Origin of the sequence: Listeria sp. SHR_NRA_18, assembly GCF_003856515.1 — a bacterium.
GTDB lineage: Bacteria > Bacillota > Bacilli > Lactobacillales > Listeriaceae > Listeria_A > Listeria_A newyorkensis.
This window is the reverse complement of the sequence record NZ_QPKR01000006.1, coordinates 23562-49981: the sequence shown is the minus strand read 5'-3', so window position 1 is coordinate 49981 and position 26420 is coordinate 23562. Positions and strand designations below refer to the sequence as shown.

The 26420-nt window shown below is 43.8% G+C and carries 23 protein-coding genes; 15 read left to right on the top strand and 8 right to left on the bottom strand.

Translation table 11 applies throughout. The features are described 5' to 3' along the window. Positions 1-11: 11 nt before the first annotated feature. Positions 12-458 carry a MarR family winged helix-turn-helix transcriptional regulator gene (locus tag DUK53_RS10180; protein ID WP_036094534.1) on the bottom strand — a complete coding sequence of 149 codons (447 nt, stop codon included), beginning with the start codon at positions 456-458 and terminating at the stop codon, positions 12-14. Positions 459-606: 148 nt separating this feature from the next. On the opposite strand from DUK53_RS10180, the gene DUK53_RS10175 reads away from it, so the two are divergent. Continuing rightward, positions 607-1047 carry a universal stress protein gene (locus tag DUK53_RS10175; protein WP_036094532.1) on the top strand — a complete coding sequence of 147 codons (441 nt, stop codon included), beginning with the start codon at positions 607-609 and terminating at the stop codon, positions 1045-1047. 57 nt (positions 1048-1104) lie between these two features. Here the strand turns inward: DUK53_RS10175 and DUK53_RS10170 are convergent, their stop codons facing one another. Beyond that, positions 1105-2361 (bottom strand): nucleoside permease, encoded by a 1257-nt coding sequence (locus DUK53_RS10170; protein WP_036094531.1) that lies wholly within the window; start codon positions 2359-2361, stop codon positions 1105-1107. Between the two features lie 51 nt (positions 2362-2412). After that, entirely contained in the window at positions 2413-3231 is an 819-nt protein-coding gene (locus tag DUK53_RS10165; RefSeq protein ID WP_036131874.1) for a purine-nucleoside phosphorylase, read from the bottom strand. Positions 3232-3415: 184 nt separating this feature from the next. Here DUK53_RS10165 and DUK53_RS10160 point away from each other — a divergent pair, with 184 nt between their 5' ends. After that, positions 3416-4609, top strand: coding sequence for an ROK family protein (locus tag DUK53_RS10160; protein ID WP_201740727.1), 1194 nt, complete (start codon positions 3416-3418; stop codon positions 4607-4609). 181 nt (positions 4610-4790) lie between these two features. On the opposite strand, the gene DUK53_RS10155 is transcribed toward DUK53_RS10160, so the two are convergent. After that, a complete protein-coding gene (locus DUK53_RS10155) occupies positions 4791-5654 on the bottom strand; it encodes an alpha/beta hydrolase (protein ID WP_036131872.1) in 864 nt (287 codons plus the stop codon). Between the two features lie 25 nt (positions 5655-5679). Then, positions 5680-6432 (bottom strand): MurR/RpiR family transcriptional regulator, encoded by a 753-nt coding sequence (locus DUK53_RS10150; protein WP_036094528.1) that lies wholly within the window; start codon positions 6430-6432, stop codon positions 5680-5682. 282 nt (positions 6433-6714) lie between these two features. Here DUK53_RS10150 and celB point away from each other — a divergent pair, with 282 nt between their 5' ends. The 4 genes from celB (at position 6715) to DUK53_RS10130 (ending at position 11372) form a co-directional block, all read left to right on the top strand. Continuing rightward, the gene (gene celB / locus DUK53_RS10145) at positions 6715-8058 is read left to right on the top strand and encodes a PTS cellobiose transporter subunit IIC (protein WP_036094527.1); all 1344 of its coding nucleotides are present in this window, start codon (positions 6715-6717) and stop codon (positions 8056-8058) included. Next, positions 8055-9371 (top strand): 6-phospho-beta-glucosidase, encoded by a 1317-nt coding sequence (locus DUK53_RS10140; protein ID WP_036094526.1) that lies wholly within the window; start codon positions 8055-8057, stop codon positions 9369-9371. Before celB ends, DUK53_RS10140 begins: the two co-directional genes overlap by 4 nt. A 21-nt stretch (positions 9372-9392) precedes the next feature. Beyond that, on the top strand, positions 9393-10118 hold the full coding sequence (locus DUK53_RS10135) for a glucosamine-6-phosphate deaminase (RefSeq protein ID WP_036131870.1): 726 nt from the start codon (positions 9393-9395) through the stop codon (positions 10116-10118). A 147-nt stretch (positions 10119-10265) separates the two neighbouring features. Beyond that, positions 10266-11372: an acyltransferase gene (locus DUK53_RS10130; RefSeq protein WP_036131869.1), complete on the top strand. Its 1107-nt coding sequence runs from the start codon at positions 10266-10268 to the stop codon at positions 11370-11372. A gap of 52 nt (positions 11373-11424) precedes the next feature. Here DUK53_RS10130 and DUK53_RS10125 read toward each other — a convergent pair whose 3' ends face one another. Both DUK53_RS10125 and DUK53_RS10120 read right to left on the bottom strand, forming a co-directional pair. Next, positions 11425-12036: an immunoglobulin-like domain-containing protein gene (locus DUK53_RS10125; RefSeq protein ID WP_036094520.1), complete on the bottom strand. Its 612-nt coding sequence runs from the start codon at positions 12034-12036 to the stop codon at positions 11425-11427. Positions 12037-12190: 154 nt separating this feature from the next. Then, positions 12191-13513, bottom strand: a complete 1323-nt coding sequence (locus DUK53_RS10120; protein ID WP_036131867.1) for a 6-phospho-beta-glucosidase — start codon at positions 13511-13513, stop codon at positions 12191-12193. 213 nt (positions 13514-13726) lie between these two features. Here DUK53_RS10120 and DUK53_RS10115 point away from each other — a divergent pair, with 213 nt between their 5' ends. From DUK53_RS10115 to DUK53_RS10085, 7 genes are all read left to right on the top strand, one after another. After that, on the top strand, positions 13727-14479 hold the full coding sequence (locus DUK53_RS10115) for a MurR/RpiR family transcriptional regulator (RefSeq protein ID WP_036131865.1): 753 nt from the start codon (positions 13727-13729) through the stop codon (positions 14477-14479). Positions 14480-14556: 77 nt separating this feature from the next. Then, a complete protein-coding gene (locus DUK53_RS10110; protein ID WP_036131863.1) occupies positions 14557-15693 on the top strand; it encodes a globin domain-containing protein in 1137 nt (378 codons plus the stop codon). Between the two features lie 361 nt (positions 15694-16054). After that, complete coding sequence (locus DUK53_RS10105; RefSeq protein WP_036131860.1) at positions 16055-19042, top strand: immunoglobulin-like domain-containing protein; 2988 nt, start codon at positions 16055-16057, stop codon at positions 19040-19042. 170 nt (positions 19043-19212) lie between these two features. Then, the gene (locus DUK53_RS10100) at positions 19213-19482 is read left to right on the top strand and encodes an ACT domain-containing protein (protein WP_036094517.1); all 270 of its coding nucleotides are present in this window, start codon (positions 19213-19215) and stop codon (positions 19480-19482) included. Between the two features lie 12 nt (positions 19483-19494). Then, the gene (locus tag DUK53_RS10095; RefSeq protein WP_036094516.1) at positions 19495-20850 is read left to right on the top strand and encodes a PFL family protein; all 1356 of its coding nucleotides are present in this window, start codon (positions 19495-19497) and stop codon (positions 20848-20850) included. A gap of 254 nt (positions 20851-21104) precedes the next feature. Beyond that, complete coding sequence (locus DUK53_RS10090) at positions 21105-21560, top strand: MarR family winged helix-turn-helix transcriptional regulator (RefSeq protein WP_161564236.1); 456 nt, start codon at positions 21105-21107, stop codon at positions 21558-21560. Beyond that, entirely contained in the window at positions 21560-21925 is a 366-nt protein-coding gene (locus DUK53_RS10085; RefSeq protein WP_036094514.1) for a DUF1304 domain-containing protein, read from the top strand. Before DUK53_RS10090 ends, DUK53_RS10085 begins: the two co-directional genes overlap by 1 nt. A 23-nt stretch (positions 21926-21948) precedes the next feature. On the opposite strand, the gene DUK53_RS10080 is transcribed toward DUK53_RS10085, so the two are convergent. After that, on the bottom strand, positions 21949-22920 hold the full coding sequence (locus tag DUK53_RS10080) for a LacI family DNA-binding transcriptional regulator (RefSeq protein ID WP_036131858.1): 972 nt from the start codon (positions 22918-22920) through the stop codon (positions 21949-21951). 163 nt (positions 22921-23083) lie between these two features. Between DUK53_RS10080 and DUK53_RS10075 the strand changes: the two genes are divergently transcribed. Both DUK53_RS10075 and DUK53_RS10070 read left to right on the top strand, forming a co-directional pair. Next, positions 23084-24418 carry a 6-phospho-beta-glucosidase gene (locus DUK53_RS10075; protein WP_036094511.1) on the top strand — a complete coding sequence of 445 codons (1335 nt, stop codon included), beginning with the start codon at positions 23084-23086 and terminating at the stop codon, positions 24416-24418. A 484-nt stretch (positions 24419-24902) separates the two neighbouring features. Next, entirely contained in the window at positions 24903-26264 is a 1362-nt protein-coding gene (locus DUK53_RS10070) for a PTS sugar transporter subunit IIC (protein ID WP_036131856.1), read from the top strand. The last annotated feature ends 156 nt before the right edge of the window (positions 26265-26420 follow it).

The following is a 26420-nucleotide window of genomic DNA, read 5'->3' as shown; positions in this document are numbered from 1 at the left end:
TCATCACGCTCCTATTTAAAGAATGCTAATCCTGGTCGTTCCTTTGCATACTGCTCTAAAATATGCGTCCAAACCTTACCTTCTGGATCATCACTCGCCGATAACGCAGCCGCCATCTGACGCCGTTGAGCCTCCCCAAGCTCAGCCTCAATCGCAGCTCCTGCCTCCGTCAAAAACACGCAACGCACACGCTTGTCCTTGGCAGACGGCTCCATGGTAATGTATCCCTTTTCCTTCAATTCTAACAACGGCTGATGTAGCGCCTGCTTCGAAACCTCGAGCAACGTCAACAACTCATTCATCTTAACACCCGGCGAATGCGCCACAAAAAATAAAATTCGGTGATGCGTCCGCGTAATGCCATACTTTCCAATGAGCCGATCCGCCGTTTCAACAAACGTCTTGTAAGCAAAATAAAATAGAGCGATCTGTTGATTTAATCGATCCTCTTTATCCATAATGTATCCCCTTTTTACTAAAATATAGATTCAGTATAGCACAGATTGCGCAAAGTAGGAATACACGAAACAGCGCCAGCTAACATCTCAAAACGATGCATAAAAACTGTAGTTTGCGGGTATTGTCGTAAGGAAGGAGTGGATGATGATGGGAAATAAATATCAACGTATTTTAGTAGCTTTAGATGGGTCAACACAAGCCGAAATCGCCTTTTTAAAAGCCGTAGAACTAGCCAAAGCAACAGATTCAGAACTTGGAATTGCAAGCATTGTAGACATCCGGTCATTCTCGCCGAACATCTCATACGATGGCGGACTAGAAAAAGCAGCACACGAAGAATCCACTGCCAGACTCGCCGAATACAAAAAACTCGCCGAAGAAGCCGGTATCGAGCAAGTACACACGTTCCTAGAAATCGGAAATCCAAAAACCCTACTCGCCCGCGATATTCCCGCCAAATTCGACGCCGATGTCCTCATTTGTGGCGCAACAGGCCTCAACCGCATCGAAAAAATCGTGCTGGGAAGCGTCTCCGCATACGTCCTACAACACGCAATCTGCGACGTCCTAGTCGTCCGCGAGAAGTAAAAAAAGCATGATACCAGCCAGCTCCGAATTTTGAGCTACTGCTATCATGCTTTTTAATCAATGCGTAATCTCTAAATCTTTCATTTTCTCAGGTTCATGTTTGTAGTGGAAGGTGAATTTGAAAACAATTGCCAGAATTAGCGTATAGGCCGCAAAAATCAGCCAGATAGTTTGCCAATCTTTCACGCCATCAATCGTATAATAATCGACAACCATACCGCTCAAAATCGCACCAACGTAGGCACCGACACCGTTTACCATCGTCATAAACAACCCTTGCGCACTCGCCCGAATATCCTTACTCACTTCTTGCTCCACGAAAATCGCGCCAGAAATGTTGAAGAAATCAAACGCACAGCCGTAAACAATCATCGAAAGTAGCAACAATACCGTACCAAATGGAGACGGATCGCCGAATGCAAACAGGCCAAAGCGCAACGTCCACGCAATCATGCTGACCAACATGACCGTTTTGATGCCGTAGCGTTTCAAGAAGAACGGAATCGCCAAGATAAACAGGACTTCCGCCATTTGTGAGACGGACAATAGAATCGACGGATATTTCACGACCAAGCTATCCGCAAACGCCGGATTCAAGCCGAAATCATGCAAGAACGGGTTACCAAACGTATTCGTGATTTGTAAAACCGCCCCAAGCAACATCGCAAATAGGAAAAATACCGCCATTTTTGGCTTCTTAAAAAGAACAAATGCATTCAAGCCGAGCATGCTCACCCAGCCTTGGTTTTTCTTTTTGTTCGCCGTCGGAATCGTAGGCATTGTCAGCGAATAAAGTGCAAGTAGGAGAGACGCGCCAGCCGCGATATAAAGCTGCACATTACTAAGCTCAAGTCCCGCAAAACTGATCGTCCACATCGCGATAATAAAGCCAACCGTTCCGAAAACACGAATCGGTGGGAAATTTGTTACCGTATCCATCCCAGCCTTTTCCAAACAATAGTAGGAAACCGTGTTCGACAGTGCCAAAGTAGGCATGAAGAACATCGCGTTCACCAGCATCACCCAGAACATCACAGTCGGATCCGACACAGTAGCCGCGTAAAACAGCGCCCCCGCACAGATAACATGGCAAGCGGTGTACAAATAATTCGCCTTAATCCATTTATCCGCTACAATCCCCATCAAGGTAGGCATAATCACGGCTGCGATTCCTTTAGAACTATAAACAATTCCAACCTCGACGCCCGAAAAGCCAAGCGTGTTAATCATATAAGAACCGAGCGTAATCAGCCAGCTCCCCCAAATAAAGTACTGCAAAAAAGACATAAAGCGAAGACGCGTTTTAATCCCCATGATGTTCTCCCTCCAAAAACTTATTTTCAATATGATAAAAAGAAACCGTGATTAGAAACGAGCAACAACTTCGGCAACTAATTTCAAGAAAGTAGCTTTGACACGTTCTGCCGTCTCAATAACTTCATCATGACTAAGCGGCTGATCCAAAATACCACAAGCCATATTCGTCAAACAAGAAATACCAACTGTTTCAATACCAGCATGGCGAGCAATCAAAGCCTCTGGAACCGTTGACATACCAACTGCATCCGCTCCAAAACCGCGAATCATCCGAATTTCTGCCGGCGTTTCGTAAGTAGGTCCAGTCCACCAAGCGTAAACACCCTCACGCAAAGTCACATTTTGATCCGTAGCCACGTCTTTTACAATGCCGCGTAACCGCTTACTATACACTTCTGAAACGTCCAAGAAACGCACACCAAGCTCTGGATTATTTGGCCCCATCAACGGATTGTTCGCCGTCAAATTAATATGATCCGTAATCAACATCAAATCACCAGGATTAAAATCTGTATTCACCGCGCCACATGCATTCGTAATAATCAATTTCTCCACGCCAAGCGCTTTCATAACACGCACCGGGAAAGTCACTTCATCCAGCGGGAACCCTTCATAATAGTGGAATCTCCCCTTCATCGCGACGATATTTTTGCCACCGATTTGACCGATAACTAGCTCGTTCGCATGACCAACCGCAGCAGACTTCGCAAAATGAGGAATATCGTTGTACGGAATGTGAATCGCATCCTCAATTGTATCCGCAAAAGGCCCAAGTCCAGATCCTAAAATAATACCAATCGTTGGTTTAACCACTGTCAACTGTGCAATGTAACGGACAGCCTCATTAATTTGTTCTGTTTTATGCATTGTCATTTCCTCCTCGAAATCATTAGGCATTTACAAAATTATATTGTAAAGCGCTTTCAGGATAATCTTAACACGGATGAAACGGAAAGTAAATAACTTTTTTTCATTTTGATAAAAAGAGTTGGAAATTGCTTTTTTGTTAGGTATTTGATACATTTTTACTATACAAGAGGGGGTCGTGGCTGTGGAAAGCAATATGTTGGAGGCGTTCCGAACAACGCAGAATTCAAAAATTAAGAAGTTGAAGACGCTATATAATTTGATACGAAAGCACGCGTCCATCACGGTAGAAGAATTGCTAGCTGAGACTGGCATGAAGCCGGCTACATGCGCGCGCTTGCTCGATGAACTGAGTAAAAGTGATCTGATTAACAGCGGCGAATTAGGTGCCTCAACAGGAGGAAGAAAACCGATTTTATACCGCATTAATCCCGAAAAAGCGTATTTGATAGGCATTGAAGTCACAAATATTTATTCTACGATTGTGCTTTCTGATCTCAATTTGAAAGAAATGGGACATAAGAAAATCAAAATGGGTGCGCCGATGTCGATATACAGAACGCTCGATATGTTTGTGGAGCAGTTGCTGGATTTGCTGAGTGAACACGAGAAACAGATTGCCGAAATTCTTGGGATTGGGATTTCTATCGATGACTTATTCGATCAGGTGAGCCAGAATACAGACGTGACGCCGAGTGATATCGAGCATTATTTAGCCGCGAAAATCCCGACTTATATCATGGTTGGAAGTGGTGTGAATTTTGCGGCGCTCGCAGAATATCGCGTCCATTATTGGCAGACGAGCGAGCGCTTTTTGATGACGACGTGTGATATTGAAATTCGTAGCGCGGAAATTGTGGCAGGCGTTGTGACATCAGGAAGTAACGGCATGACGAGCGCATTTGGGCACACGATTATCGACACGAACGGTTCGCGCTGTTATTGCGGCTCTTACGGTTGCCTGCACACGTACAGCTCCTTGCCAGCGATTAAGGCTAAAATTCAGCACGATTTGAAGCAGGGGAAGGCATCCATGTTGACGGAACTGGTAGAAAATCCAGATGAAATCGATTACTTCACGATTTTCCAAGCGCTAGAACAGGACGACCCAATGTGCCACGAAATTCTGAAAAATGCGGCTTACTATTATGGTATCGCGCTATCTAATCTGATTTTGACGACCCAACCCGACACCGTTGTCTGCGGCGGAACCCTCGTCCCAAAAGCCACGTTTTTCGAGGACGTTAAAAATACCGTAGAAGAACGACTGAGAGCCTTTCCAAAAATAAAAACCACGATCCATCCAGCGAAAGAGTCCTATGAAATCGTGGCTCAAGGCGCAGGCGGCATGGTTTTAGAAAAATTCTTAAATGAATAGAGAATGGCGCTGCCTCGGATGCAGCGCCCAGCGTGTTGACAAACACTCATTTTCGTCGTTAAAAGCTCCGTTCCAGTGCTCTTGTACTCTAGTACACTCCGCGCTGGTACTCGTTTTTGCCTAGAAACTAAGTATTTGTCGACACGCTGAAGTTTGGAGAAATATCACATTAAGCATTTTTTTAACTATGAGCAAGTTCGACTTCTTTCTTATCTCCCTTGTACGTATACAAAAACCAAGCCACTTTTTTCTGGATATCGGGGTTCGCAAACATCGTTCTGTGGTCATATTCGGCGCCTTTATAATAGCTTTCCAAGTACACTTTAGCAGTATCTTTAAAAATAAGGCGCGACCCCAAAGCACTCAGAACCGGGACGATATCATCCGAAAAACTCCCATCATCAATATCCGCAGCAATGGACAACACTAGCAAATTAGAATCTATTTTAGTGCGATTATCTTCGTATGTTTTCAAAAGAGGCGTCGTCACAGGAACATCGTCAAACGCCAAATCCCCGTCATTATCCTCCTCATCCAAATCATTATACGGCGCACCCATCGCAACTAAACGCTCGAGTGTCGGCGTTGTCTTGGCATATTTCTGCGAGTAAGTCGACAAGACCAGCCCGCCATTCGAATGTCCAACACCATCAAACGTAGCCAAATGATACCGTTTTTCGAGATCCTGCATGGCGATGCGAAGCCAATCTGTTTGCTGTTCAATGGACGCATCGATACTATCCGCGAACCCAATTTGAACGATAGGATGTTTGGCATTTTTAGTAAATACGCCATGATAAGTCAGCTTGCCATCCGTCCCAACCTCGAGTTTAATCCGCTCATTCGAAAGTTTGTAATCCTTGATAAACGTGTCGCTAAAGCCATCAAACGTATCGGTGCTACCGCCAGTTCCATGAACGAGAATGAGGGCGGTTTCCCCAGAGAGATTTGGCAAATTTTCGAGTTCTTTTTCCGAGGCCTTCGAATTCCCACATCCCGCCAAAACGAGAAGAAGTAATCCAAGGCCGAGTATCCATTTTTTCATGTGACTAAATCCTTTCTTTGGCGTGTTATTTCGCTTCACTATCCAGTTTACGCCTGATTTCCCGCGCGATACATTCGACTGTATAAAGCGCCGGAAGTTGGGACGTAATATCAGCACCTTGATACGTTTCCCGGTGAATATAATACGGGATATTAACGTCGGAAAGTCTTGCCACCGTTGACTTTTCGCTATTTGTGATCGAAAGAATTTTGCATTGGTGGGCGTTGATATGTTGAATGTATTTAATGACTTCACTCGTTTCGCCGGAGACCGAGACCGCGATGATGCACAGTTTCCCGGAAAGTCCTTTAGAAAGGTGATTAAATGGGTGGTTCAGCGGGTCCTCGATGTGCAAAGCGAGCGTGAACAACGAGGAAAAATAGAGCGCACCATACTCGGCGACAATGCCCGACGAGCCAACGCCGACAAATAAAACCAGCTCGGCATCTTTCAACAACTCGGCAGCCTGCGCAATCCGCGACTTAAATTCCGCCTGTGATGTCCGTTTTAAAAAATCAATATATGTTGTTTCATCCGCCAAGTCCACCTGCGTCGCACTCGATTGTTCCGCATACATCCGCAAACGCACCCGAAACTCCGAAAAACCACTGCATTCAAACTTACGGCAAAATCGTAAAATCGTCGCTGTACTAACATGTGTCGCATCCGCTAAATCACGAATCCGCATCAAACTAACCTTGTCCAAATTGGCGGTGACATACTTATAAATCATCATGTCCACATCGCTCAATTCAGGCGTCTTATCCAAAAATAGCACAACGTTTCGACCTCCTCTAGGAATCAACCTATATCAAAAGTCTAGCATATAACATCTAGCGTTACAACCTGTTACTTTCGCGACACAAGTTTCATCTTTGCAAACGCTTTTCTAAATGGCTATGCGCTATATCAATTCCAATGAGCAGCATCTATAATAAAGACAAGAAAGCGCTATCTTTTTTGAGGTCCTGTGAAGGAAACGAATTAGGGCCTCAATATGCAGAGAAACGAAGTGAGTCTGTAGTCATTTCAATTTAAAAAAAGGTGAGGAGAAAAGACAATGAATAAGTTTTACGCATTTTTGGAAAACCGTTTGGCGCCAGTCGCAGCGAAATTATCGGCGCAACGACATTTAGCATCGGTTCGTGACGGTATCATGCTAGCCATGCCATTTTTAATTATTGGTTCTGTTTTTATGATTATTCAATATTTACCGATTCCAGGTTATGAAGACTTTATGGCGAACATTTTTGGTTCCCAGTGGCAAGTGAAACTCGGGTATCCCGTCGAAGCTTCCTACAATATTATGGCGATTCTAGCCTGTTTTGGCGTCGCTTACCGGCTCGCTGAGAAATATAAAACCGCCGATCCCTTGATGAGCGGAGCGGTTGCCCTTGTTAGTTTTATCCTAACGATTCCACAAATCACGTCCTTCACACCAGAAGGTAGCAAAACGGCGTACGATGTTGGCGGTGTCATCCCAACGATTCTTACCGGGAGTCAAGGCCTGTTCGTCGCAATCGTTATAGCCCTAGGTGCCACCGAGATTTTTCGCGTGATTTTCGAGAAAAACTGGGTCATCAAAATGCCGGATGGTGTGCCCGAAGCCGTCGGAAAATCGTTTATTGCCCTGATTCCAGGATTTATCACGATTACAACGGTCTGGATTTTACGCCTGCTCATCGAGTTAACACCATTTTCGAGCATCAATGAAATTATCTCGACAGTCATCGGTATCCCTATGCATTATATTGGAAGCACATTACCTGGCATGATTGTAACCGTTATCATCATTGCTCTACTTTGGAGTATCGGCTTGCACGGCGACGCCATCATCGGCGCCTTCACCAATCCCGTTTGGCTTGCCAACATGGACGAAAATCGCGCCGCATTCCAAGCAGGCAAAGAATTACCGAACGTCGTTACGCAACAATTTTACGAATTATGGATTGTGCCCGGCGGAACTGGCGCCTTGCTTGGCCTCGTTATCCTGCTATTCTGGCGCGCGAAAAGTAAGCAAATGAAGCAACTCGCCAAAATTTCCGGACCAGCGAGCGTATTCAACATCAGCGAACCAATCGTATTCGGTGTCCCAATCGTTTTGAATCCCTATTTCATCATTCCATTCGTGCTCACACCAGTACTTCTCGTAATCATGACCTATTTCGGTATGGAATCCGGCCTTGTCGCAAAACCAGCCGGCATCGCGCTTCCATGGACCACACCGCCAATCATCAGCGGCTTCCTAGCAACCGGTGGCAAAATATCCGGATCGATCATGCAAATCATCAATATCCTCGTTGCCATGCTCATCTACTGGCCATTTTTCAAAGTCTGGGATGCGCAAAAATATAAAGAAGAACAAGCTTTAACAAATGAAGAAGTTGGGAGTCCTAAAGCATGAAAAAATCATTGAAAATCGCAACAATCGGCGGTGGATCAAGCTACACACCCGAACTAATCGAAGGCTTCATCAACCGCTACGACGAATTACCAATCAGCGAACTATGGCTTGTTGATGTTGAAGAAGGCCGCGAAAAACTAGAAATCGTCGGCGCGTTAGCAAAACGAATGGTGGAAAAAGCCGGCGTCCCAATCCAGATTCACCTCACGATGGACCGCGAAGAAGCCTTAAAAAACGCCGACTTTGTAACGACACAATTTCGCGTTGGGCGTCTCGAAGCCCGGATGCTAGATGAAAGCATTCCGCTAAAATACGATGTCATTGGCCAAGAAACAAACGGCCCCGGCGGACTTTTCAAAGGATTGCGGACGATTCCAGTCATCCTCGACATTTGCCGTGACATCGAGCGCCTATGCCCAGACGCCTGGCTTGTCAATTTCACCAATCCAGCAGGAATGGTCACTGAAGCCGTGTTGCGCTACAGCAATATCACGAAAGTCGTCGGATTATGCAACGGTCCAATCGGCATCGAAAAAGGCATCGCCAAAGAACTCGGCGTCGACACATCCCGCATCTACGTAGAATTCGCAGGCCTTAACCACATGGTCTTCGCGAAAAACGTCTATCTCGACGGCAAAAACGTCACGCCCACTGTCATGGAAAAAATGACAAAAAACGAAGACGGCATTTCCCTAAAAAATATCGCAGACGTCGGCTGGGACCCGCTATTCCTAAATACGCTCGGCATGGTCCCAATCGGCTATCTACGCTATTACTACCAAACATCTATCATGCTCGCTGAACAAAAAGCTGCTGTTGCCAAAGAAGGAACCCGAGCAGAAGTCGTGAAGCGCGTCGAAACCGAACTTTTCGAACTATATAAGAATCTTGATTTGGCCGAAAAACCGAAACAACTCGAACAACGCGGAGGTGCCTATTACAGTGAAGCCGCTTGCAATTTAATCCATTCCATTTATAATGATAAGCGAGACATCCAAACCGTCAATACACGCAACAATGGCGCGGTGGCAGGCATTGATCCAGATTCCGCCGTCGAAGTAAACTGTGTCATTACCAGTCAAGGCCCGATTCCGCTAACAACGGGCCCACTTCCAATCGCGGTAAACGGCCTCGTCCAGTCCATCAAGTCCTTCGAGCGCCTAGCTGCAGAAGCCGCCGTGACAGGCGATTACAACACAGCATTACTCGCGATGACCATCAACCCACTCGTGCCAAGTGATGCGGTCGCGCACCAACTTTTAGATGAGCTACTCGAGGCACACCAAGCGTATTTACCACAATTCAATAAATAAAGAGAGGAAGATGGAACCAAGATGAACGCATTAAATTTGAAAGTACTAGCAGATTACGAAACGATGAGCGACGCAGCAACAGCGCTTGTCATCGAAACATTCCAACGCGCACCAGAAGGCCTATACTGTTTTGCCGGAGGAGACACACCAGTTGGCACATTACGCCGACTCGTTGCCGCCCACAAAGCCGGTGAAATCGACTTGCAAAAAGCCTATTTTGTAGAGCTTGACGAATGGGTAGGACTAGACGGAGACGACGAAGGCAGCTGCCTGAACTATCTCGAAACCGAACTCTTCGGCCCAGCACAAATCGACCCGTCCCATTACCACTACTTCCACGCCAAATCCGCCGATCTCGAAGGCGAATGCCGCGCAGCAGACCTATTCATAAAACAACACGGCGGACTCGAACTCATCTTACTCGGCGTAGGCGTCAATGGCCATCTCGGCTTCAATGAACCAGGCGTCAGCTTCGAAAACTACGCCCACATCATCGACCTCGACAGCACAACACAAAACGTCGGCCAAAAATACTTCACAAAAGAAGTCGACCGCACAAAAGGCATCACACTGGGCATAAAACACATTCTCGAAGCAAAAACGGCCATTCTAGTCGCAAATGGAGAGAAGAAACAAGTCGCAATCACCCATTTACTAGAAAAAAAAGTCACCGCTGAATGGCCAGTAACCGTTCTCAGAGAACACACCAATGCCAACATCTTTATCGATAAACTAGCCCATTCCTAATAAGAGAACCTTGCGCTAATAAAAGCCGGCGCAAGGTTTCTTTATGTAAATATTGAGTATTCTCCTAATATGTAGTATTCTTAAGAAAGAAATGATACATAAAAGCGTTATCAAATAAACAAATATGAAAAGGGAGAAAAGATCGAAATGGAGAGAAAAGACAATCTAGATTTGTTAAGGTGTTTATCGATTTTAATGGTCATCGTTATCCACGTATCCGCAACACATCTACTTGGAAATGCTGCTAAAATGAACACAAATTTCGATATCGCCAATTTTTACGATTCGATATCGCGCACAGCTGTGCCATTATTCGTGCTATTAAGCGGCTACTTCACATTACGAAAAAGCAAAAACCTAAAAATGTACTTCAAAAAACTAACATTAGGCTTAATCATCCCGACACTCGTTTGGATGGTGCTCTACGAAGTATTCGAATTCCTAGATGCAGGCGGTTGGAACGGCTTCATTCAATTCGTAAAAGACGGCGGATTATGGGGCTCATTCGACAACCTATTCCTAAACAATCTCGGCAGACATCTCTGGTTTATGCCGATGTTCATAGGGTTACAGATTCTAGCGCCACTACTTATCTTTATCCGAAAACAAATCGGTGAAGTAGCTTTCTTCATTCTCGGTCTATTTTTCCTAGCAGTCGGACTACTCGAAGCCTTTTTCGCATTCCGAGGAACAGACATGATCATCGCCAACGTACTCAGCTGCGTACTCTATCTCGGCTACTTCATCCTTGGCTACAGCTTACCAAAAACCATCCTATCCCGATTAAAAAAAGTAATTTGGTTTGCATTTTTCGCGCTTAGCACAGCAGCCATCTACTTTCTCACCAACTGGGCTATGGAAAATCGCGCAGACATCAGCTTTAAACCACTCTACTTCTACGATTACCTATCAATAGTTGTCGTCATCGCAGCGTTTTCACTCTTCATGCTATTCACCAAGATCCAGATCCGCAACACCGGCTTACAAAAAATATCGCGTAGCATCACACCACACATCTTCTTCATCTATTTCGTACACCTCATCATTCTGCGCTACGTCACACGATTCTTCGCAGAAATAATGCCAGTAGAAGATCACTTATCGTGGGCCATTCCACTTATGAGCATCATCATTTTCATCCTATCCTACCTCAGCAGCCTCCTATTCAGCACGCTAAAATCACTATTCGTAAAAAAGAAACAACCGGGACCACTAGATTTTAAAATGACGAACTCCCCGATCGAAAAAGTATAGCAAAAAGAGTTTGAGTATCGTTCCTAATCAGGACGCGTACCCAAACTCTTTGCTATTTCACCGTTACATAAATAGTTTTTTCCGTCGTCAATCCGTAAAAATTCGAAGCCGTATACGTTACGAAATATTTACCAGGAACATCCGAATTCAAATCACTGCTTTTCACGTGTAAGAAAATTCGAATATCGCCAGCAAGTTCATCAAACGCCGATACATTCGTCCAATAATCGAAAAAAGTTCCGCGAGTAATGCTTGCATCCTCCGCTTCGATAATCGGTCTAGCAACAACATTCACTTCGACGCGACGCTCTTTCCAACGACCGTCACCAGCAATGGCGCGATACGTCACGTGATACGTTCCAACTTTATGTGTATCCACATCATTTTCAGTCACGAAAATGGAATTTGTTAAATCCGTGTGATTATCATCATCATACGCAGTTAAAGAAATCGGTGGCATCATTGGATCAAAATCGCTATGCTTCTCAATGAAATACCGGTGCGCATGCAAAGAAATACCTTTAATACGATCACTGCCAGAAATCGCAAGTTTATTCTTATGCGGAATTGTTTTCGCTTTTGCCGAGTGGTGGGCAAGACTTGCAGGAAGGACAAGCATTAGAGCGGATGTAACGAGGGCAGTTGTGGTCATTTTTTTATACATGTGTGTTCACTCCTAAGTTATCTTATACACTTATTATACAGCAAAATGGTATTAAATAGTGTTAACAAATTAACAAAAATTGTGGCGATAATGTGTACTTTTCGACATAAAATAAAGACGCAGCGTTTTTATAAACGCCGCGCCTGGAATCATCTTATTTATTTTGGAAGAACAGTGGTAAATGCTCTTTGTGCGCTTCCAGTAACTCGTCAAGTAAAATACGAGCATCTGTATCGCTTGGTACGAGAGGGTTCACCGTCATAGCTAACAACGCTTTATCGTAATCGCCAGTTACCGCAGCATCGACAGTCAAACGTTCCACTGTCTTGATTTGCTGGATAATCCCGTTAATCGCAACAGGAAGGTGACCGCTTGCGAGTGGAATCGGACCTTGACGCGTAATCACGCAGTTCGTTTCAATCGCAGACTCAGGATCGATATCCAAAATCGCACCATTATTGCGCGTATTCACGATTTGAATATCCCGTTTATCATTATAAATCGAGTTAATCAAGTTACACGCCGCTTCACTATAATAAGCACCGCCACGTTGTTCCAATTGTTTCGGTTTATCCGTCAAATTCACATCTTTATACAACTCGAAAAGTTCCGCTTCGACATTTTTCACGACTTCGGCACGCGTGCCATGTTTTTCATACGCGGCTTGTTGATCTTCCAGCTGCGTACGGGTTTGCCAGTAGTAGCGCAAGTAATCGATTGGAATCATGTTTAAAGTGCGTAAGAACGTTGCATCCCAACCAGTTGCGTTAATATTTTTCAGCGTTGAGCCAGATTCGCCCTCGGTCATTTTAGTCACAACCTCAGCGGTTACATCTTCGCCATCTTTATAAACCGTTTTCGCGAAAACCATATGATTCAAGCCGACAAATTCCACATAAATTTCCGTATGATCCACGCCTAGAATATCCGCAATGTTTTTCTCAATGCCGATTGGGCCGTTACATAAACCAACTACTTTATTGATATTACTGTAACGCAACACGGCTTCTGTAACCATTCCTGCAGGATTCGCAAAGTTAATCAACCAGGCATTCGGACAAAGACGCTCCATATCCTTACAAATATCAAGAATAATGGGAACCGTCCGGAACGCTTTAAACATCCCACCAGGACCATTCGTTTCTTGACCAACAACACCGTGCGAGTTCGGAATACGTTCATCTTTCACACGCGCATCCAATTGTCCCACGCGTAATTGTGTTGTTACGAAATCCGCATCTTTCAACGCTTCCTCACGATCCATCGTCAAATGTATTTCCATATCCACGCCAGCTTTTTCAACCATCCGCTTCGCTAAATTACCAACGATTTCGAGTTTTTCCTTACCAGCAGGCACGTCGACAAGCCACAGTTCACGTACTGGGAGTTCCTTTTGACGTTTGATGAAACCTTCAATTAATTCGGGAGTATAACTTGAGCCACCGCCGATTGTAGCGATTTTAATACCTTTAGCCATCATTTTTTCCTCCAATATATTTAAGATTTGATTATGTTTTGTTTAACGCTTTCTTCTCCCATAGTATAGGCTGAAAATGAAAAAATAGCTATTAATTCGCGAGTATTTGTTAAGGATTTTTGAAGTTGGAAATTGTTCCTTTTATGTAACGCCTTGTCACATCGGATGGCATCGTGCTAAAATAGTGATATAAAGAAGATCGGGGGCATCAAAATGCTTTTTTTAGATAAAACGATTGAACTGAACGACACCGAAATGACTATTTATAATTATATCGCGACGAATTTAGACACCGTCACGTATATGCGGATTCGTGATTTAGCGGATGCGACACATGTTAGCACCACTACGATTCTGCGTTTTTGTCGCAAGTTTGACTGTAGCGGTTTTTCCGAGTTTCGGGTGAAGTTGCAGATGTATGCGCAAGAGCGGACGAAGATCAACGTCGACATGTCGGACGAAACAACGTATATCGATTTCCTGAAGCGAACGGCGCAACCAGAATTCAAAGCGAACATTGCTGCGTCTGCGAAAATTTTGCGCGATGCCGAATTAGTCTTGTTTGTTGGCATCGGCTCATCAGGCATTATCGCGGAGTACGGCGCGCTCTATTTTTCTTCGTTGTTCACGTTGGCGCTCCACATCGAAGACCCGCTAAATCACCCATTTTACCACTTGTCGAGCAAATTATCCGATAAAATATGCATGATCGCGATTTCCGTTTCAGGCGAAAACGAGGACATCATTAAATACATCCACCAACTCAAAATGCAAAAATGCAAAATTATCACAATCACAAATAGCGCGAAGTCAACGATGGCGAAATTATCTGATGCGAATATTGCCTACTATATAAATAAAGAAATGTACCAAGAAGCGGACATCACCTCCCAGCTCCCAGCGATTTACACCGTGGAATGCATCGCGCGCGAAATCCGAACACAACTCGATCGCGAAGGTAAATAAGGGAAAACCCTGAGAGATTCGCGGGACATGATATGGTATGATAAATGTTGTATACCATTTTTTAGGGGGGATTAAGAATGACGACGATTACAGAGGAACAAAAACAAATCGTGAAATCCACAGCACCAATTTTAAAAGAACATGGGAAAGAGATTACATCGATTTTTTATAAAAAGATGTTTGCGGCGCATCCAGAACTGCTGAATTATTTCAACCTTACGAATCAAGAAATTGGAACGCAGCCGTTAGCGTTGGCGAACACCGTTTATTTAGCAGCAGAAAATATTGAGCAATTAGAAGTGCTACTGCCACAAGTCAAAACCATCGCACACAAACACCGCAGTCTAACGATTAAAGCAGAACACTATCCAATTGTCGGCGAATACTTATTAAAAGGAATCGCGGAATATTTAGGCGACGCGGCAACACCAGAACTCTTGGACGCTTGGGGCGCAGCATACGGCATTATTGCTGACATTTTCATCGAAGTCGAGCAGGAGATGTACGACGCGCTGGGCGACGAGCGAAACCGTGATTTTATCGCCTTCAAAATTATTGAAAAACGCCAGATTGCACCGAATATTTTTACATTAAATCTAGCTCGAAATGATGGTAGCGAACTAGTCGATTTCACGCCAGGGCAATATATATCGCTACGTGTGAAACTGAATGAGTTATTTCACAATCGCCAATACAGTTTGACGAAAGCGTTTGATGGAAAAAGCTATCAAGTCGCGATCAAACAGGAAAATGAGAAAGATCCAGCTGGCGTCGTTTCCAATCATATTTTTGAGAATTACGAAGTTGGAGACACGATACTTGCGACGCTTCCAGCAGGAGATTTCGAATTAGATAAAACGGCGAGTAGCCACGTTTTCATCGCGGGAGGCATTGGGATAACACCGATTGCGGCGATGATTGACAGTTTAGAAGCAGCAAACGAGGCGCAGTTGATACATTGCGTGAGGTCGAAAGAGTACGCCGTATTTGCAGAAGAATTTCGCATGAAGCTAGGCGCGAAATATCACTTATTTTCCAATAGATATGTGACAAAAGCTGATTTAGTTGAAATGGTGAAACAAGGAGCGGCGATTTATTTATGCGGGCCTGTGCCTTTTATGAGTGCAGTTGAAAAGATTTTATTAGAATTAGGGCACAAGCAGTTGGATATTCATTTTGAAGCATTCCAGCCAATGTTGAGTTTAATAAGATAGATAAAATATAAGTCCCAATTTAAGCATTATCAAGCTATGACCTAGGCTGGATAATGCTTTTTTGTGTCTAATATTGTGTCAAGCGCTATGTGCTTTTTAAAGGGTATAGTTCTATACTCATTCATGAAGGTCATATCAATTTAAAGTATAATTGTGGTAATCTTATATTTTGGTCTTAGGGTTATCTTCGTTAAATTGCGGTATAAATTTATAAACAGAATAATTGTCGCTAAAAATACATATTTGAGGTCTCTTAAAGGGAAGTATAGTGTTTTTTGAAAATAGCATTATTGTTATGATTTGTTTATTGATACGAATTGCAAAGATACGTGTCCTGATAAATAAGGAGGAGTAAATAGTAATGAAATTAAAAAAAATAGGGGTAACAACTGTGGTGATGTTAGTATGCACTGTATTACCAATACAGCCTTTTGTTTCGGCATCAGAAAACCTAGCGATATATTCAACAAGAGGAGAGGATAAATTAAAAGAAATACAAAAAGCGGTTTCAAGTGCTACACTTCAAAGCAATCTTACCAAACCTTTAGAAATTCCCAAATTAGCTGCTGATAATGAAACTATTCAATTAGTCAATGGTAGCTTTGAGAATCCTGTTATTGATAAAACTTATGCGCTTTTAGACGCATCTCTAGTACCTGGCTGGAATACGACGGCTGTGAGTAATTTAATAGAGATACAGCGTAATTATGGAGGTGTTAAGGCAGCAGATGGTGATCAACATGCGGAATTAAACTCTGATTCTGTAGCGGCACTATACCAAGATGTAGAAACTATACCAGGAAAAACTATTCGCTGGAAGGTTTCACATAGAGGTAGAAGTGGTATTGACACAGCGGTTGTGAAATTCGGGGCCCCAGATAAAGACCTATCACTGATTACAACGATGAGCTCTGGTAATAAAGCATGGGTCAATTATCAAGGAACATATACAATTCCAGAAGGGCAGACCGTAACTCGCTTTGAATTTGAGGCTATTTCAACAGCTGATGGGAATAAAGGGAGCGGTAATTTTATAGACGACATTGTATTCTCGACGCCATCTGTTCTTAGGATGAGTGATTCAGTGGCACAAGCAAGTATCAAGAAAAATGATACAACAATATATGAGGTTAGTTTAAATAATACAGGTGGCATGGATGCGGGGAATGTCAAACTTGAAATTCCGTTACCAGAGCAACTCGCTTATATTCCAGATTCTGTGTCAGTGGATGGTAATGTGACAAATGACGTGACATATGATGCTTTATCTCATACGGTATCCGTTCATCTAGACAAAGTAAACGTGAATTCTACATCTGTCGTTAGCGTTGGTGTTAAGGCTTTAACCGTAACAAATAATGAAGTTAATATAAAAACAAAAGTTTTATATGAGGACGATGGATTTAAAGATGCAGAGTATTCTGCTAGTTCAACTGGTACAGACTTGATGATTGTTACTGGGGAATTTCCGGTAATCAGATGTTCTGATACGACAATAAAAAAAGGAAAATTATTTAATTCTCTTGCTGGCGTGAGTTCATCTGATTTAGAAGACGGCGATTTGACAAATAAAATCAAGATAGTCGAGAACACAGTTAATACTGCGGTAGTTGGAACGTACTACGTGACTTATAGCGTAACCGATTCAGACGATAACACAACAACAAAAACAATCGCTGTAACGGTGACAAGCAATGATGCGCCTACAATTTCAGCGACAGACAAGACCTTGAAAAAAGGTAGCATGTTTGATCCAAAAGTGGGCGTGACAGCAACCGATACAGAAGATGGCAATCTCACTCCAAAAATTTCAGTGATAGCAAACGATGTCAACACAAGCGAAGTCGGGACATATCACATAACCTATAGTGTCACAGACTCAGACGACAATACGACGACAAAAACAGTCACTGTGACAGTAACAAGTAATGATGCACCTATCATCGAAGCATCCGATGTTGTACAGCACATCCACAAGGCATATAACGTGAAAAAAGATGTGACAGCATCCGATACAGAAGACGGTGATATCACTAATAAAATCATTGTTACGAGCAACGATGTCGATACAGAAAAAGTGGGTGTGTATCACGTGACGTATAGCGTGACGGATTCAGATGATAATACAACAACGAAGACGATTCAAGTGACCATTTTGACAAATGATGCACCGGTAATTACGACAAACGATGACTATTTGAAAGTTGGGGATATATTTAACCCAATGGTCGGCATCACAGCGAGTGATTTGGAAGATGGCGACTTAACAGATAATATTAGTATTATATCAAACAATGTCAACATGGAATCAGAAGGTCAGTATGCAGTGGTTTATTCTGTCACAGATTCTGATAACAATACAACAAGCGTTACGCGCCATGTCTATGTCAGAACGAACGATAAACCTGAAATTCACGTATCTGATCAGACCATCAAAGCAGGTTTGCCCTTTGACCCAAAAGCCATTGTTTCGGCGAGTGATTTAGAAGACGGAGACGTGACGCACTCTATAGAAATTGTTTCTAATGACGTGAATACAGCTGTTACAGGGACATATCACATTACGTATAGTGTGACAGATTCTGATAAAAACACAACGACCAGAACAATCAAGGTCACCGTTCTGACTAATGAAAAACCAATGATTATCGCCACAAATCGTATTGTCAAAGCACATTTTCCATTTGATCCAATGTTGGGTGTTTCAGCGAGTGATTTGGAAGATGGCGATCTGAGTCCTGCAGTTAAAATCATCGCAAACGATGTGAACATTGATGTACCAGGAGATTATCATATCACGTATAGCGTGCTCGATTCTGATGGCAACACAACGGAACAAACATACACGGTGACCGTTTTGACGAATGAAAAACCAGTCATCCATGCGAACGACATCACGCTAACATTTGGCCAAGCCTTCGATCCAATGGCGGGCGTGACGGCAGAAGACTTAGAAGATGGCGACATTACCAGTCAAATCCAAGTCATCAGTAATGACGTCAATCCGAATGTAGCAGGCATCTACCACGTAACGTACAGCGTGACAGACAGCGACGGCAACGAAACACAGTTCACCATCACCGTCCTTGTTGGCGCGCAACCGATCGTACCGGTAGATCCAATCTCACCAGTGGCACCCGCTGTTCCAACAACACCAGCGAAACCAAGCCCAAGCGTGAAACCAGCACCATCCGCAAGCCCAGTTGTCCCAGTGAAAGTGGCACAACCAACGAAAGCAGCACCGACCAACGCATTACCAACAACAGGCGATAGCGACACCACATCCACTGTTCTTTTTGGAGGCTTACTAGCCGCACTTGGCGCGCTTTTCTTGCGTAGAAAAAAATAAGGATATAGCAAAAGTAGCACAAACACGATTCTAGACGTGTTTTGTGCTACTTTTTTGTTATTATAAGAAACCGCAATACACACTCAAGATTTTATTTTCAAAAAATTAGTGAAATTCAGCACGATAAGAAGTATAATAGAATCTATCAACTAAAAAAGGAGCTGGATTTATTGAAAGCAATTTTAACAGTTATCGGGAAAGACAACGTTGGTATCATCGCCGGCGTCAGCAATGAGCTTAGCGAGCTCGAAATCAATATTTTAGATGTATCGCAGACGATTATGGATGGCTATTTCACCATGATGATGATGCTTGACCTCAGCACGACGACAAAGGCATTTGACGAGGTAAAAGAGCAACTTGCAAAAAAAGGCACGGATCTACAAGTCAAAGTCAGCATTCAACGCGAAGAAATATTCAATTCAATGCATAAACTATAAGGAGGTGCGGATATGGAGACGAAACAAATCCTAGAAACAATTCGAATGATTGAAGAAGAAAAACTAGACATTCGAACAATAACGATGGGAATTTCACTGCTTGATTGCATCGATAGTGACGGCGAGAAAGCACGCGCGAAAATATACGAAAAAATCACTACATATGCAGAAAAACTGGTCGAAACAGGCGAACAGATTGAATCTGAATTCGGGATACCAATTATCAATAAACGGATATCTGTGACGCCAATCGCGATTATTGCAGGCGCTTCTGCGGACAAAGATTATGTTGCTTTTGCCAAAACACTAGATGATGCGGCGAAAAAAGTCGGCGTCAATTTTATCGGTGGATTCTCGGCCTTAGTGGAGAAAGGGTACACAAAAGGCGATGCGATTTTGATTGCGTCGATACCTGAGGCGCTTGCACAAACAGAACGTGTTTGCTCTTCGGTAAATATTGGATCCACACGAACAGGAATCAACATGGACGCCGTTCGAGACATGGGCGAAGTCATCAAGAAAACCGCCGAATTGACGATCGATACACAAGGCCTTGGCTGCGCAAAACTAGTCGTGTTCGCAAATGCAGTAGAAGATAATCCCTTCATGGCAGGCGCTTTTCACGGAGTTGGTGAGGCCGATTGCGTCATCAACGTCGGGGTTAGCGGACCCGGAGTTGTCAAGCGAGCGATTGAAAAAGTAAAAGGCGAGAGTTTTGATAAAGTTGCTGAAATGGTCAAACAAACCGCTTTCAAAATCACGCGAATGGGCGAACTCGTTGGACAAGAAGCATCCAAGCGTCTAGGCGTACCATTTGGCATTGTAGACTTGTCCCTTGCACCAACCCCAGCCGTCGGAGATTCCGTCGCACACGTCTTGGAGGAAATGGGCCTCGAAACCGTTGGGACACACGGAACAACCGCCGCGCTCGCCCTTCTAAACGATGCCGTCAAAAAAGGCGGAGTTATGGCATGCGGTCACGTCGGCGGGCTGAGTGGCGCGTTCATACCCGTTTCAGAAGATATTGGCATGATCGAAGCGGTCAATAATGGCTCACTAAACCTAGAAAAATTAGAAGCGATGACAGCGATTTGCTCCGTAGGCCTTGACATGATTGCGATTCCAGGAGACACACCAGCAACCACCATAGCTGCCATGATTGCCGACGAAGCAGCAATTGGAGTCATCAATAATAAAACAACAGCCGTTCGGATCATTCCCGCAGAAGGAACAAAAGTTGGTGATATGGTCGAATTTGGCGGTTTGCTTGGAACAGCTCCCGTTATGAAAGTAAATAAAAATTCATCCGCCGAATTCATTGCACGTGGTGGGAGGATTCCAGCACCGATCCACTCCTTCAAAAACTGAGGCGGAGCGAAGCGAGGAATGCTCAGATGCTAGGCAAAGCCGAGCACCGAAGCGGAGTGTACGATTTGTACACGAGCATCGGAGCACAGGCTTTAACGACGCAGGTGAGCGTTCCTCGCTTCGCTCTGGTTTGGTGGTGTATTCAAAGAATATTGGTTTTTCAATGTACTAAAATCCAAAAGGTTGCATCTCATTCTAAAATAGTTCATAATGGAACTATACCAAATGGAACTAATGTCAAAGGAAGTGGTTTTTTGTCGGATTTACAACAAGCAGGAGATGTTATTAAGGCGGTCGTTAGTATCAATAATACGCTTGTCCAGATTACTCGGAAATATGAATCAGAGCTTGGTTTGACATTTTTGCAGTTGGCGATTGTGAATACCATTCGTTTTCATGAGGGTGGGACGTTGAAGCAAGTAACTGAGCAATTATCGCTGTCAAAAAGTACCGCGAGTACCCAGGTTGATCAGCTTGTCGTAAAGGGTGTGATTCACCGGGAAACTTCAAAAATAGATCGTCGAGAAACCGTGCTCAGCCTCACAGAACGAGGTGCTCATGCGGCGCAAAAAAGTATCACCATTTTACCGTTTTATCAAGTAACTACGGAACAACTTCGGGCAAAAGAGCCTGAGGATGTCCAGAGCCTCATCGAAACATTAGGGCAGCTACTGGAAGAGTTGCAACATTTGAAAGGGGAGAGGAAATAATGGCAATGTTAACTACTATTTTCATTCTAATCGTGGCGCTACTGCATTTCTATATTATGTACTTCGAAATGTTTGCCTTCACGAAACCAAGAACATTGAAAACCTTCAACATGACAAAAGAAAAAGCGGAAAATGGAAAAGAACTTGCGGCAAATCAAGGTTTGTATAATGGTTTTCTAGCGGCTGGCCTCGTTTGGAGTGTGCTATATCCAGACCCAGCTATCGGCCTGCAAATTGCGATTTTCTTCCTAAGTTGTGTCGTCATCGCGGCGCTTTATGGTGCGGCAACCGTGTCCAAACGCATCTTTTTTGCGCAAGGGATGCCAGCGATTATCGCGCTAATTTTGACAATCATCACGATGTGAAAAAAACGACATGAGACCAGCTCTCATGTCGTTTTTCGCGCCACCAATCGAAATTCCAGCTCCTGCAAAGGCTCATCCTTATCATCCAGTCGATTCGAAATAATCCGAAACGCATTCTCAGCCTGCAAATCAATCGGATAATGAATCGTCGTCATATCGAACAAGCGCGCCACATTATTCGTATCATCAAAACCAACGACCGCCACATCCTCAGGAACCCGAATCCCAATCCGCCGCGCCTCCGCAATGAATCCCGACGCCAAATAATCCGTCGGGCACAAAATCGCGTCAGCCTTCACATCCTGCGCCAACCACCAATGCGCAATCTCCTCGCCATGCGTAATCCGCCCCTTATTATAAAAATGCTCCATCTCATTCGCATCCAACCCATACTTCTCGCAAAAATCAGCAAAAGCCCGCATCCGGCCACGCGTATTTTTCCCAGACATCCGTCCATAAATATTCACAATGCGTCGATATCCTCTAGTATACAAATGTTCCAAACCGAGCATATAACCATCATATTGATCCATAAAAACCGACGCCACTTTTTGCAGTTCCACCCGTTCCCACGTCACAATCGGTCCATATTTCGCATAGCCCTCAATCACATCCCAAGGACTCACCCGCAACACAAAAACAAGCGCATCCAACTGCTTATGCCGCAACATTTCAAGTGCTTCCAGTTCCCGCGCCTGATCCCCATTCGTCACAAAAACAGTCACATTATAGCCCTCACTCTGCGCCGCCATCGAGAAACTCCGCAGAAAAACGCCCATCGAACTATCAAACGTCAACGCCACAATCCCGAGCATCATCGTTTTTCCCTTTTTGAGAGAAACCGCATTTCGATTCGGCGCATAATCAAGCTGATCCACAATCTTTTGCACCTGCGCCCGCGTCTCATCACTCACATAGCCACGCCCACTCACAACCCGAGAAACAGTCGCCGCAGAAACCCCAGCCAATTTTGCGATATCCTGAATATTTGCCATTCGACCCAACTCCTTACCATCAGTTCCCCTCCAGTATACCGCAAATTTCTCCCTAATCAAAAAGTTTTTAAATAATCCTTGACCTGTAATGCATTACATAAACTACAATGAAGACGAGCAGAAATAAGAAAACGCTTTACAAAATTTCAGGAGGTATGTGTAAATGAAGAAAGGCGTAAAAATCGTAACCATTGGTGGAGGATCAAGCTACACTCCAGAACTAGTAGAAGGATTTATTAAACGTTTCGACGAATTACCAATCAGAGAATTATGGCTAGTCGACATTGAAGCAGGCCGTGAAAAATTAGAAATCGTTGGCGCAATGGCAAAACGTATGGTGGAAGCAGCCGGAATTGACTGCGAAGTACACCTGACACTCGATCGCCGTGCCGCGTTAAAAGATGCAGACTTCGTAACAACACAATTCCGCGTAGGCTTACTTGACGCACGTATTAAAGATGAAAGTATCCCATTAAAACACGGCATTATCGGCCAAGAAACAAACGGAGCAGGAGGCATGTTCAAAGCATTCCGCACAATACCAGTTATCCTAGGCATCGTAGAAGATATGAAAGAACTATGCCCAAACGCGTGGCTTATCAACTTCACCAACCCAGCAGGAATGGTAACAGAAGCCGTTCTTCGCTACGGAAAATGGGAAAAAGTCATCGGTCTATGTAACGTTCCAATCGGCGCCATCAAAAGTGCATCCGACGTCCTCAAAAAACCAGAAGAAGACCTATTCTTCAAATTTGCCGGAATCAATCACTTACACTGGCACCGCATTTTCGATAAAGACGGCACAGAGCTAACAGAACAAGTTATCGACGGCCTATACGCACCAGACGCAAACCCAGACAAAGTCGTAGAAAACATCAAAAATATGCGCTTCCTATATGAACAAGTTCGTAATCTAAAAATGTTGCCATGCCCATATCACCGTTACTACTATATGACAGACGACATGCTGGCAGAAGAACTAGAAGCATTCAAAACAGAAGGAAGTCGCGGCCAAGTCGTAAAACGCTTAGAAGAAAGTCTATTCGAACTTTACAAAGATCCAAATTTAGACCACAAACCAGAAGAATTATCCAAACGCGGCGGCGCTCATTACAGCGATGCAGCCTGCGAAATCATCAACTCAATCTACAATAATAAAGGCACGATGATGGTTGTATCCACACGCAATAACGGAGCAATCGACGACGTACCATACGATAGCGCCATCGAAATCACAAGCGTTATCCGCGCACACGGAGCAGAGCCAGTCAACTTCGGAAAGTTCCCACCAGCACAACGCGGCCTACTGCAAGTCATGAAAGCAATGGAAGAGCTGACAATCGAAGCAGCCGTAACAGGAAGCTACGATACAGCACTCCAGGCATTCACACTAAACCCACTAGTTCCAAGCGGCGACATCGCCCAAACGGTGCTAGACGAGTTACTTGAAGCTCACAAAGAACACCTACCACAATTCTTCACAAAAGTAGAAGCATAAAATAGTCATCAAAAACACACAAGTCATCGCGGCTTGTGTGTTTTTATGCAATTCAATTTCGCCATAAAATCAAGATTGTGAAATTAAATTACAAAATAGAAATATAGGTATCACATTAAAAGTCTATACATACCAAGTGTGTACAGCGTTTTTTCTCTTTACACAGAATGTTCCTATGTGTGTAAACGCTTCATATTCACAAAAGAATCCAGTCATATGAAGCGCTTCCAGTATATTTTATCCCTTTTAAAAACTTGGCACGCTTTTTGCATTATAGTTAAGTGAATCCATAAAACCTTAATCCGAATACGAGAGGAGGACATCCCTAGCCATTCACAGGTCGCATGGAGGTTGTTCGCATTCAGTCGCTAAAAAGCAGACAAAATCAATAAACTCGAAAAGCAAAAAAGGGTAGCAGTTTAAACGAGTTTATTTCGAGGAATGCCGATAAACCACAAATCGTTTCAAAATAGGGAGGATAATTATGAACGGACTAACTAATTTTTTAGAAAAGTATTTCGTACCAGTTGCAGCTAAAATCGGCTCGCAAAAGCATTTAGTCGCGTTACGTGATGCATTCATTTCAACAATGCCTATCACAATGGCCGGCTCAATCGCAGTTCTTTTAAATGCATTTTTCAGGGATTTCCCAACGTCATGGGGTTGGACAGGATTTGTCGAAGCCATGCAGCCACTTATTGGTGTCAATGGATATGTTTGGGCAGCGACTCTTGCAATCGTTTCCTTAGTATTCTCGGTCTCATTAGGTTATAACTTATCGAAAGTGTATGAAGTTGACCGCTTAGCCGGTGCACTTGTTTCACTTGCAGCATTCGTTATGAACTTGTCACAAACAGTAGCAGTAGATCCAATCAAAAACGCGATCTTAGCAGCTAATCCAAAAGCAGACGTTTCGATGATTCAACCAGTTTGGGGATTCCTTGATTTAAACCAAGTGAACGGTACTGGTTTGTTTACAGCCATGTTATTCGGTTTTATTTCTACTATTATCTACGCAAAATTAATGCGTGCCAACATCACTATCAAAATGCCAGACTCCGTACCGCCAGCAGTAAGTAAAGCATTCGCAGCGATTATTCCTGCGTTAGTAGCCCTTTACATCTGTGCGATCATCGACTGGTCATTTGTAAAACTTACAGGTCTTGACGTTATCACTTGGATTTCTAAAACAATTCAAGAACCGTTACTTGCCTTGTCACAAGGTTACGGCGCAGTATTATTAGTAACATTCCTAGTTCAATTACTATGGTTCTTCGGTATTCACGGACCAAACGTACTGGCTCCAGTTCTAGAATCACTTTGGGGTACAGCACAACTTAACAACATTAACGAAGCAGCAAAAGGTGTTGCAGGGTCAGATCTTCCATACCAATGGGTTCGTGGTTCTTTCGATGCTTACGTATGGATGGGTGGTTCAGGTGGTACACTTGTACTTATCATCGCCCTACTCATGTTCTCTAAACGAGCGGACTCGAGAACCGTCGCAAAACTATCACTCGGGCCTGGTATATTCAATATCAATGAACCGATCATGTTCGGTTTACCGATTGTATTAAACTCTATCTACCTCATTCCATTTATCATTGCACCAATGGTAATGGTAACAGTAGCTTACTTTGCAACAACACTTGGACTCGTTGCCCCAGTTAAAATCGCCGTGGTATGGGTAATGCCACCGCTAATAAACTCATTCCTTGCAACCGGAGGAGACTGGATGGCGCCTGTCATATCGCTCATAAATATGGTAATAGCCTTCTTGATCTGGGTACCATTCGTTATTACAGCGAACAAGGTTGGTGTCCCCGAAGAAGAAATGAAAGCCTAATGTCTTTCAGCGGAACGACAAACGCTCATCTTCGTCGTTAAAAGTTCCGTTCCGATGCTCTCGTACAAGTCGTACACTCCGCTTCGGTACTCACTTTTGCCTAGAATCTAAGCATTTGTCGTCCCGCTGAGGTTTGGAGGCACGAAGTGGCTTTGT

What these genes read in the sequence shown, in the direction of transcription:
- DUK53_RS10135 (WP_036131870.1), top strand. Translation starts at nt 9,393, where the DNA reads ATGAACGCATTAAATTTGAAAGTACTAGCAGATTACGAAACGATGAGC.
- DUK53_RS10165 (WP_036131874.1), bottom strand. Translation starts at nt 3,231, where the DNA reads ATGCATAAAACAGAACAAATTAATGAGGCTGTCCGTTACATTGCACAG.
- DUK53_RS10120 (WP_036131867.1), bottom strand. Translation starts at nt 13,513, where the DNA reads ATGGCTAAAGGTATTAAAATCGCTACAATCGGCGGTGGCTCAAGTTAT.
- DUK53_RS10085 (WP_036094514.1), top strand. Translation starts at nt 21,560, where the DNA reads ATGGCAATGTTAACTACTATTTTCATTCTAATCGTGGCGCTACTGCAT.
- DUK53_RS10175 (WP_036094532.1), top strand. Translation starts at nt 607, where the DNA reads ATGGGAAATAAATATCAACGTATTTTAGTAGCTTTAGATGGGTCAACA.
- celB (WP_036094527.1), top strand. Translation starts at nt 6,715, where the DNA reads ATGAATAAGTTTTACGCATTTTTGGAAAACCGTTTGGCGCCAGTCGCA.
- DUK53_RS10170 (WP_036094531.1), bottom strand. Translation starts at nt 2,361, where the DNA reads ATGGGGATTAAAACGCGTCTTCGCTTTATGTCTTTTTTGCAGTACTTT.
- DUK53_RS10125 (WP_036094520.1), bottom strand. Translation starts at nt 12,036, where the DNA reads ATGTATAAAAAAATGACCACAACTGCCCTCGTTACATCCGCTCTAATG.
- DUK53_RS10095 (WP_036094516.1), top strand. Translation starts at nt 19,495, where the DNA reads ATGGAGACGAAACAAATCCTAGAAACAATTCGAATGATTGAAGAAGAA.
- DUK53_RS10155 (WP_036131872.1), bottom strand. Translation starts at nt 5,654, where the DNA reads ATGAAAAAATGGATACTCGGCCTTGGATTACTTCTTCTCGTTTTGGCG.
- DUK53_RS10075 (WP_036094511.1), top strand. Translation starts at nt 23,084, where the DNA reads ATGAAGAAAGGCGTAAAAATCGTAACCATTGGTGGAGGATCAAGCTAC.
- DUK53_RS10070 (WP_036131856.1), top strand. Translation starts at nt 24,903, where the DNA reads ATGAACGGACTAACTAATTTTTTAGAAAAGTATTTCGTACCAGTTGCA.
- DUK53_RS10110 (WP_036131863.1), top strand. Translation starts at nt 14,557, where the DNA reads ATGACGACGATTACAGAGGAACAAAAACAAATCGTGAAATCCACAGCA.
- DUK53_RS10130 (WP_036131869.1), top strand. Translation starts at nt 10,266, where the DNA reads ATGGAGAGAAAAGACAATCTAGATTTGTTAAGGTGTTTATCGATTTTA.
- DUK53_RS10115 (WP_036131865.1), top strand. Translation starts at nt 13,727, where the DNA reads ATGCTTTTTTTAGATAAAACGATTGAACTGAACGACACCGAAATGACT.
- DUK53_RS10140 (WP_036094526.1), top strand. Translation starts at nt 8,055, where the DNA reads ATGAAAAAATCATTGAAAATCGCAACAATCGGCGGTGGATCAAGCTAC.
- DUK53_RS10080 (WP_036131858.1), bottom strand. Translation starts at nt 22,920, where the DNA reads ATGGCAAATATTCAGGATATCGCAAAATTGGCTGGGGTTTCTGCGGCG.
- DUK53_RS10180 (WP_036094534.1), bottom strand. Translation starts at nt 458, where the DNA reads ATGGATAAAGAGGATCGATTAAATCAACAGATCGCTCTATTTTATTTT.
- DUK53_RS10105 (WP_036131860.1), top strand. Translation starts at nt 16,055, where the DNA reads ATGAAATTAAAAAAAATAGGGGTAACAACTGTGGTGATGTTAGTATGC.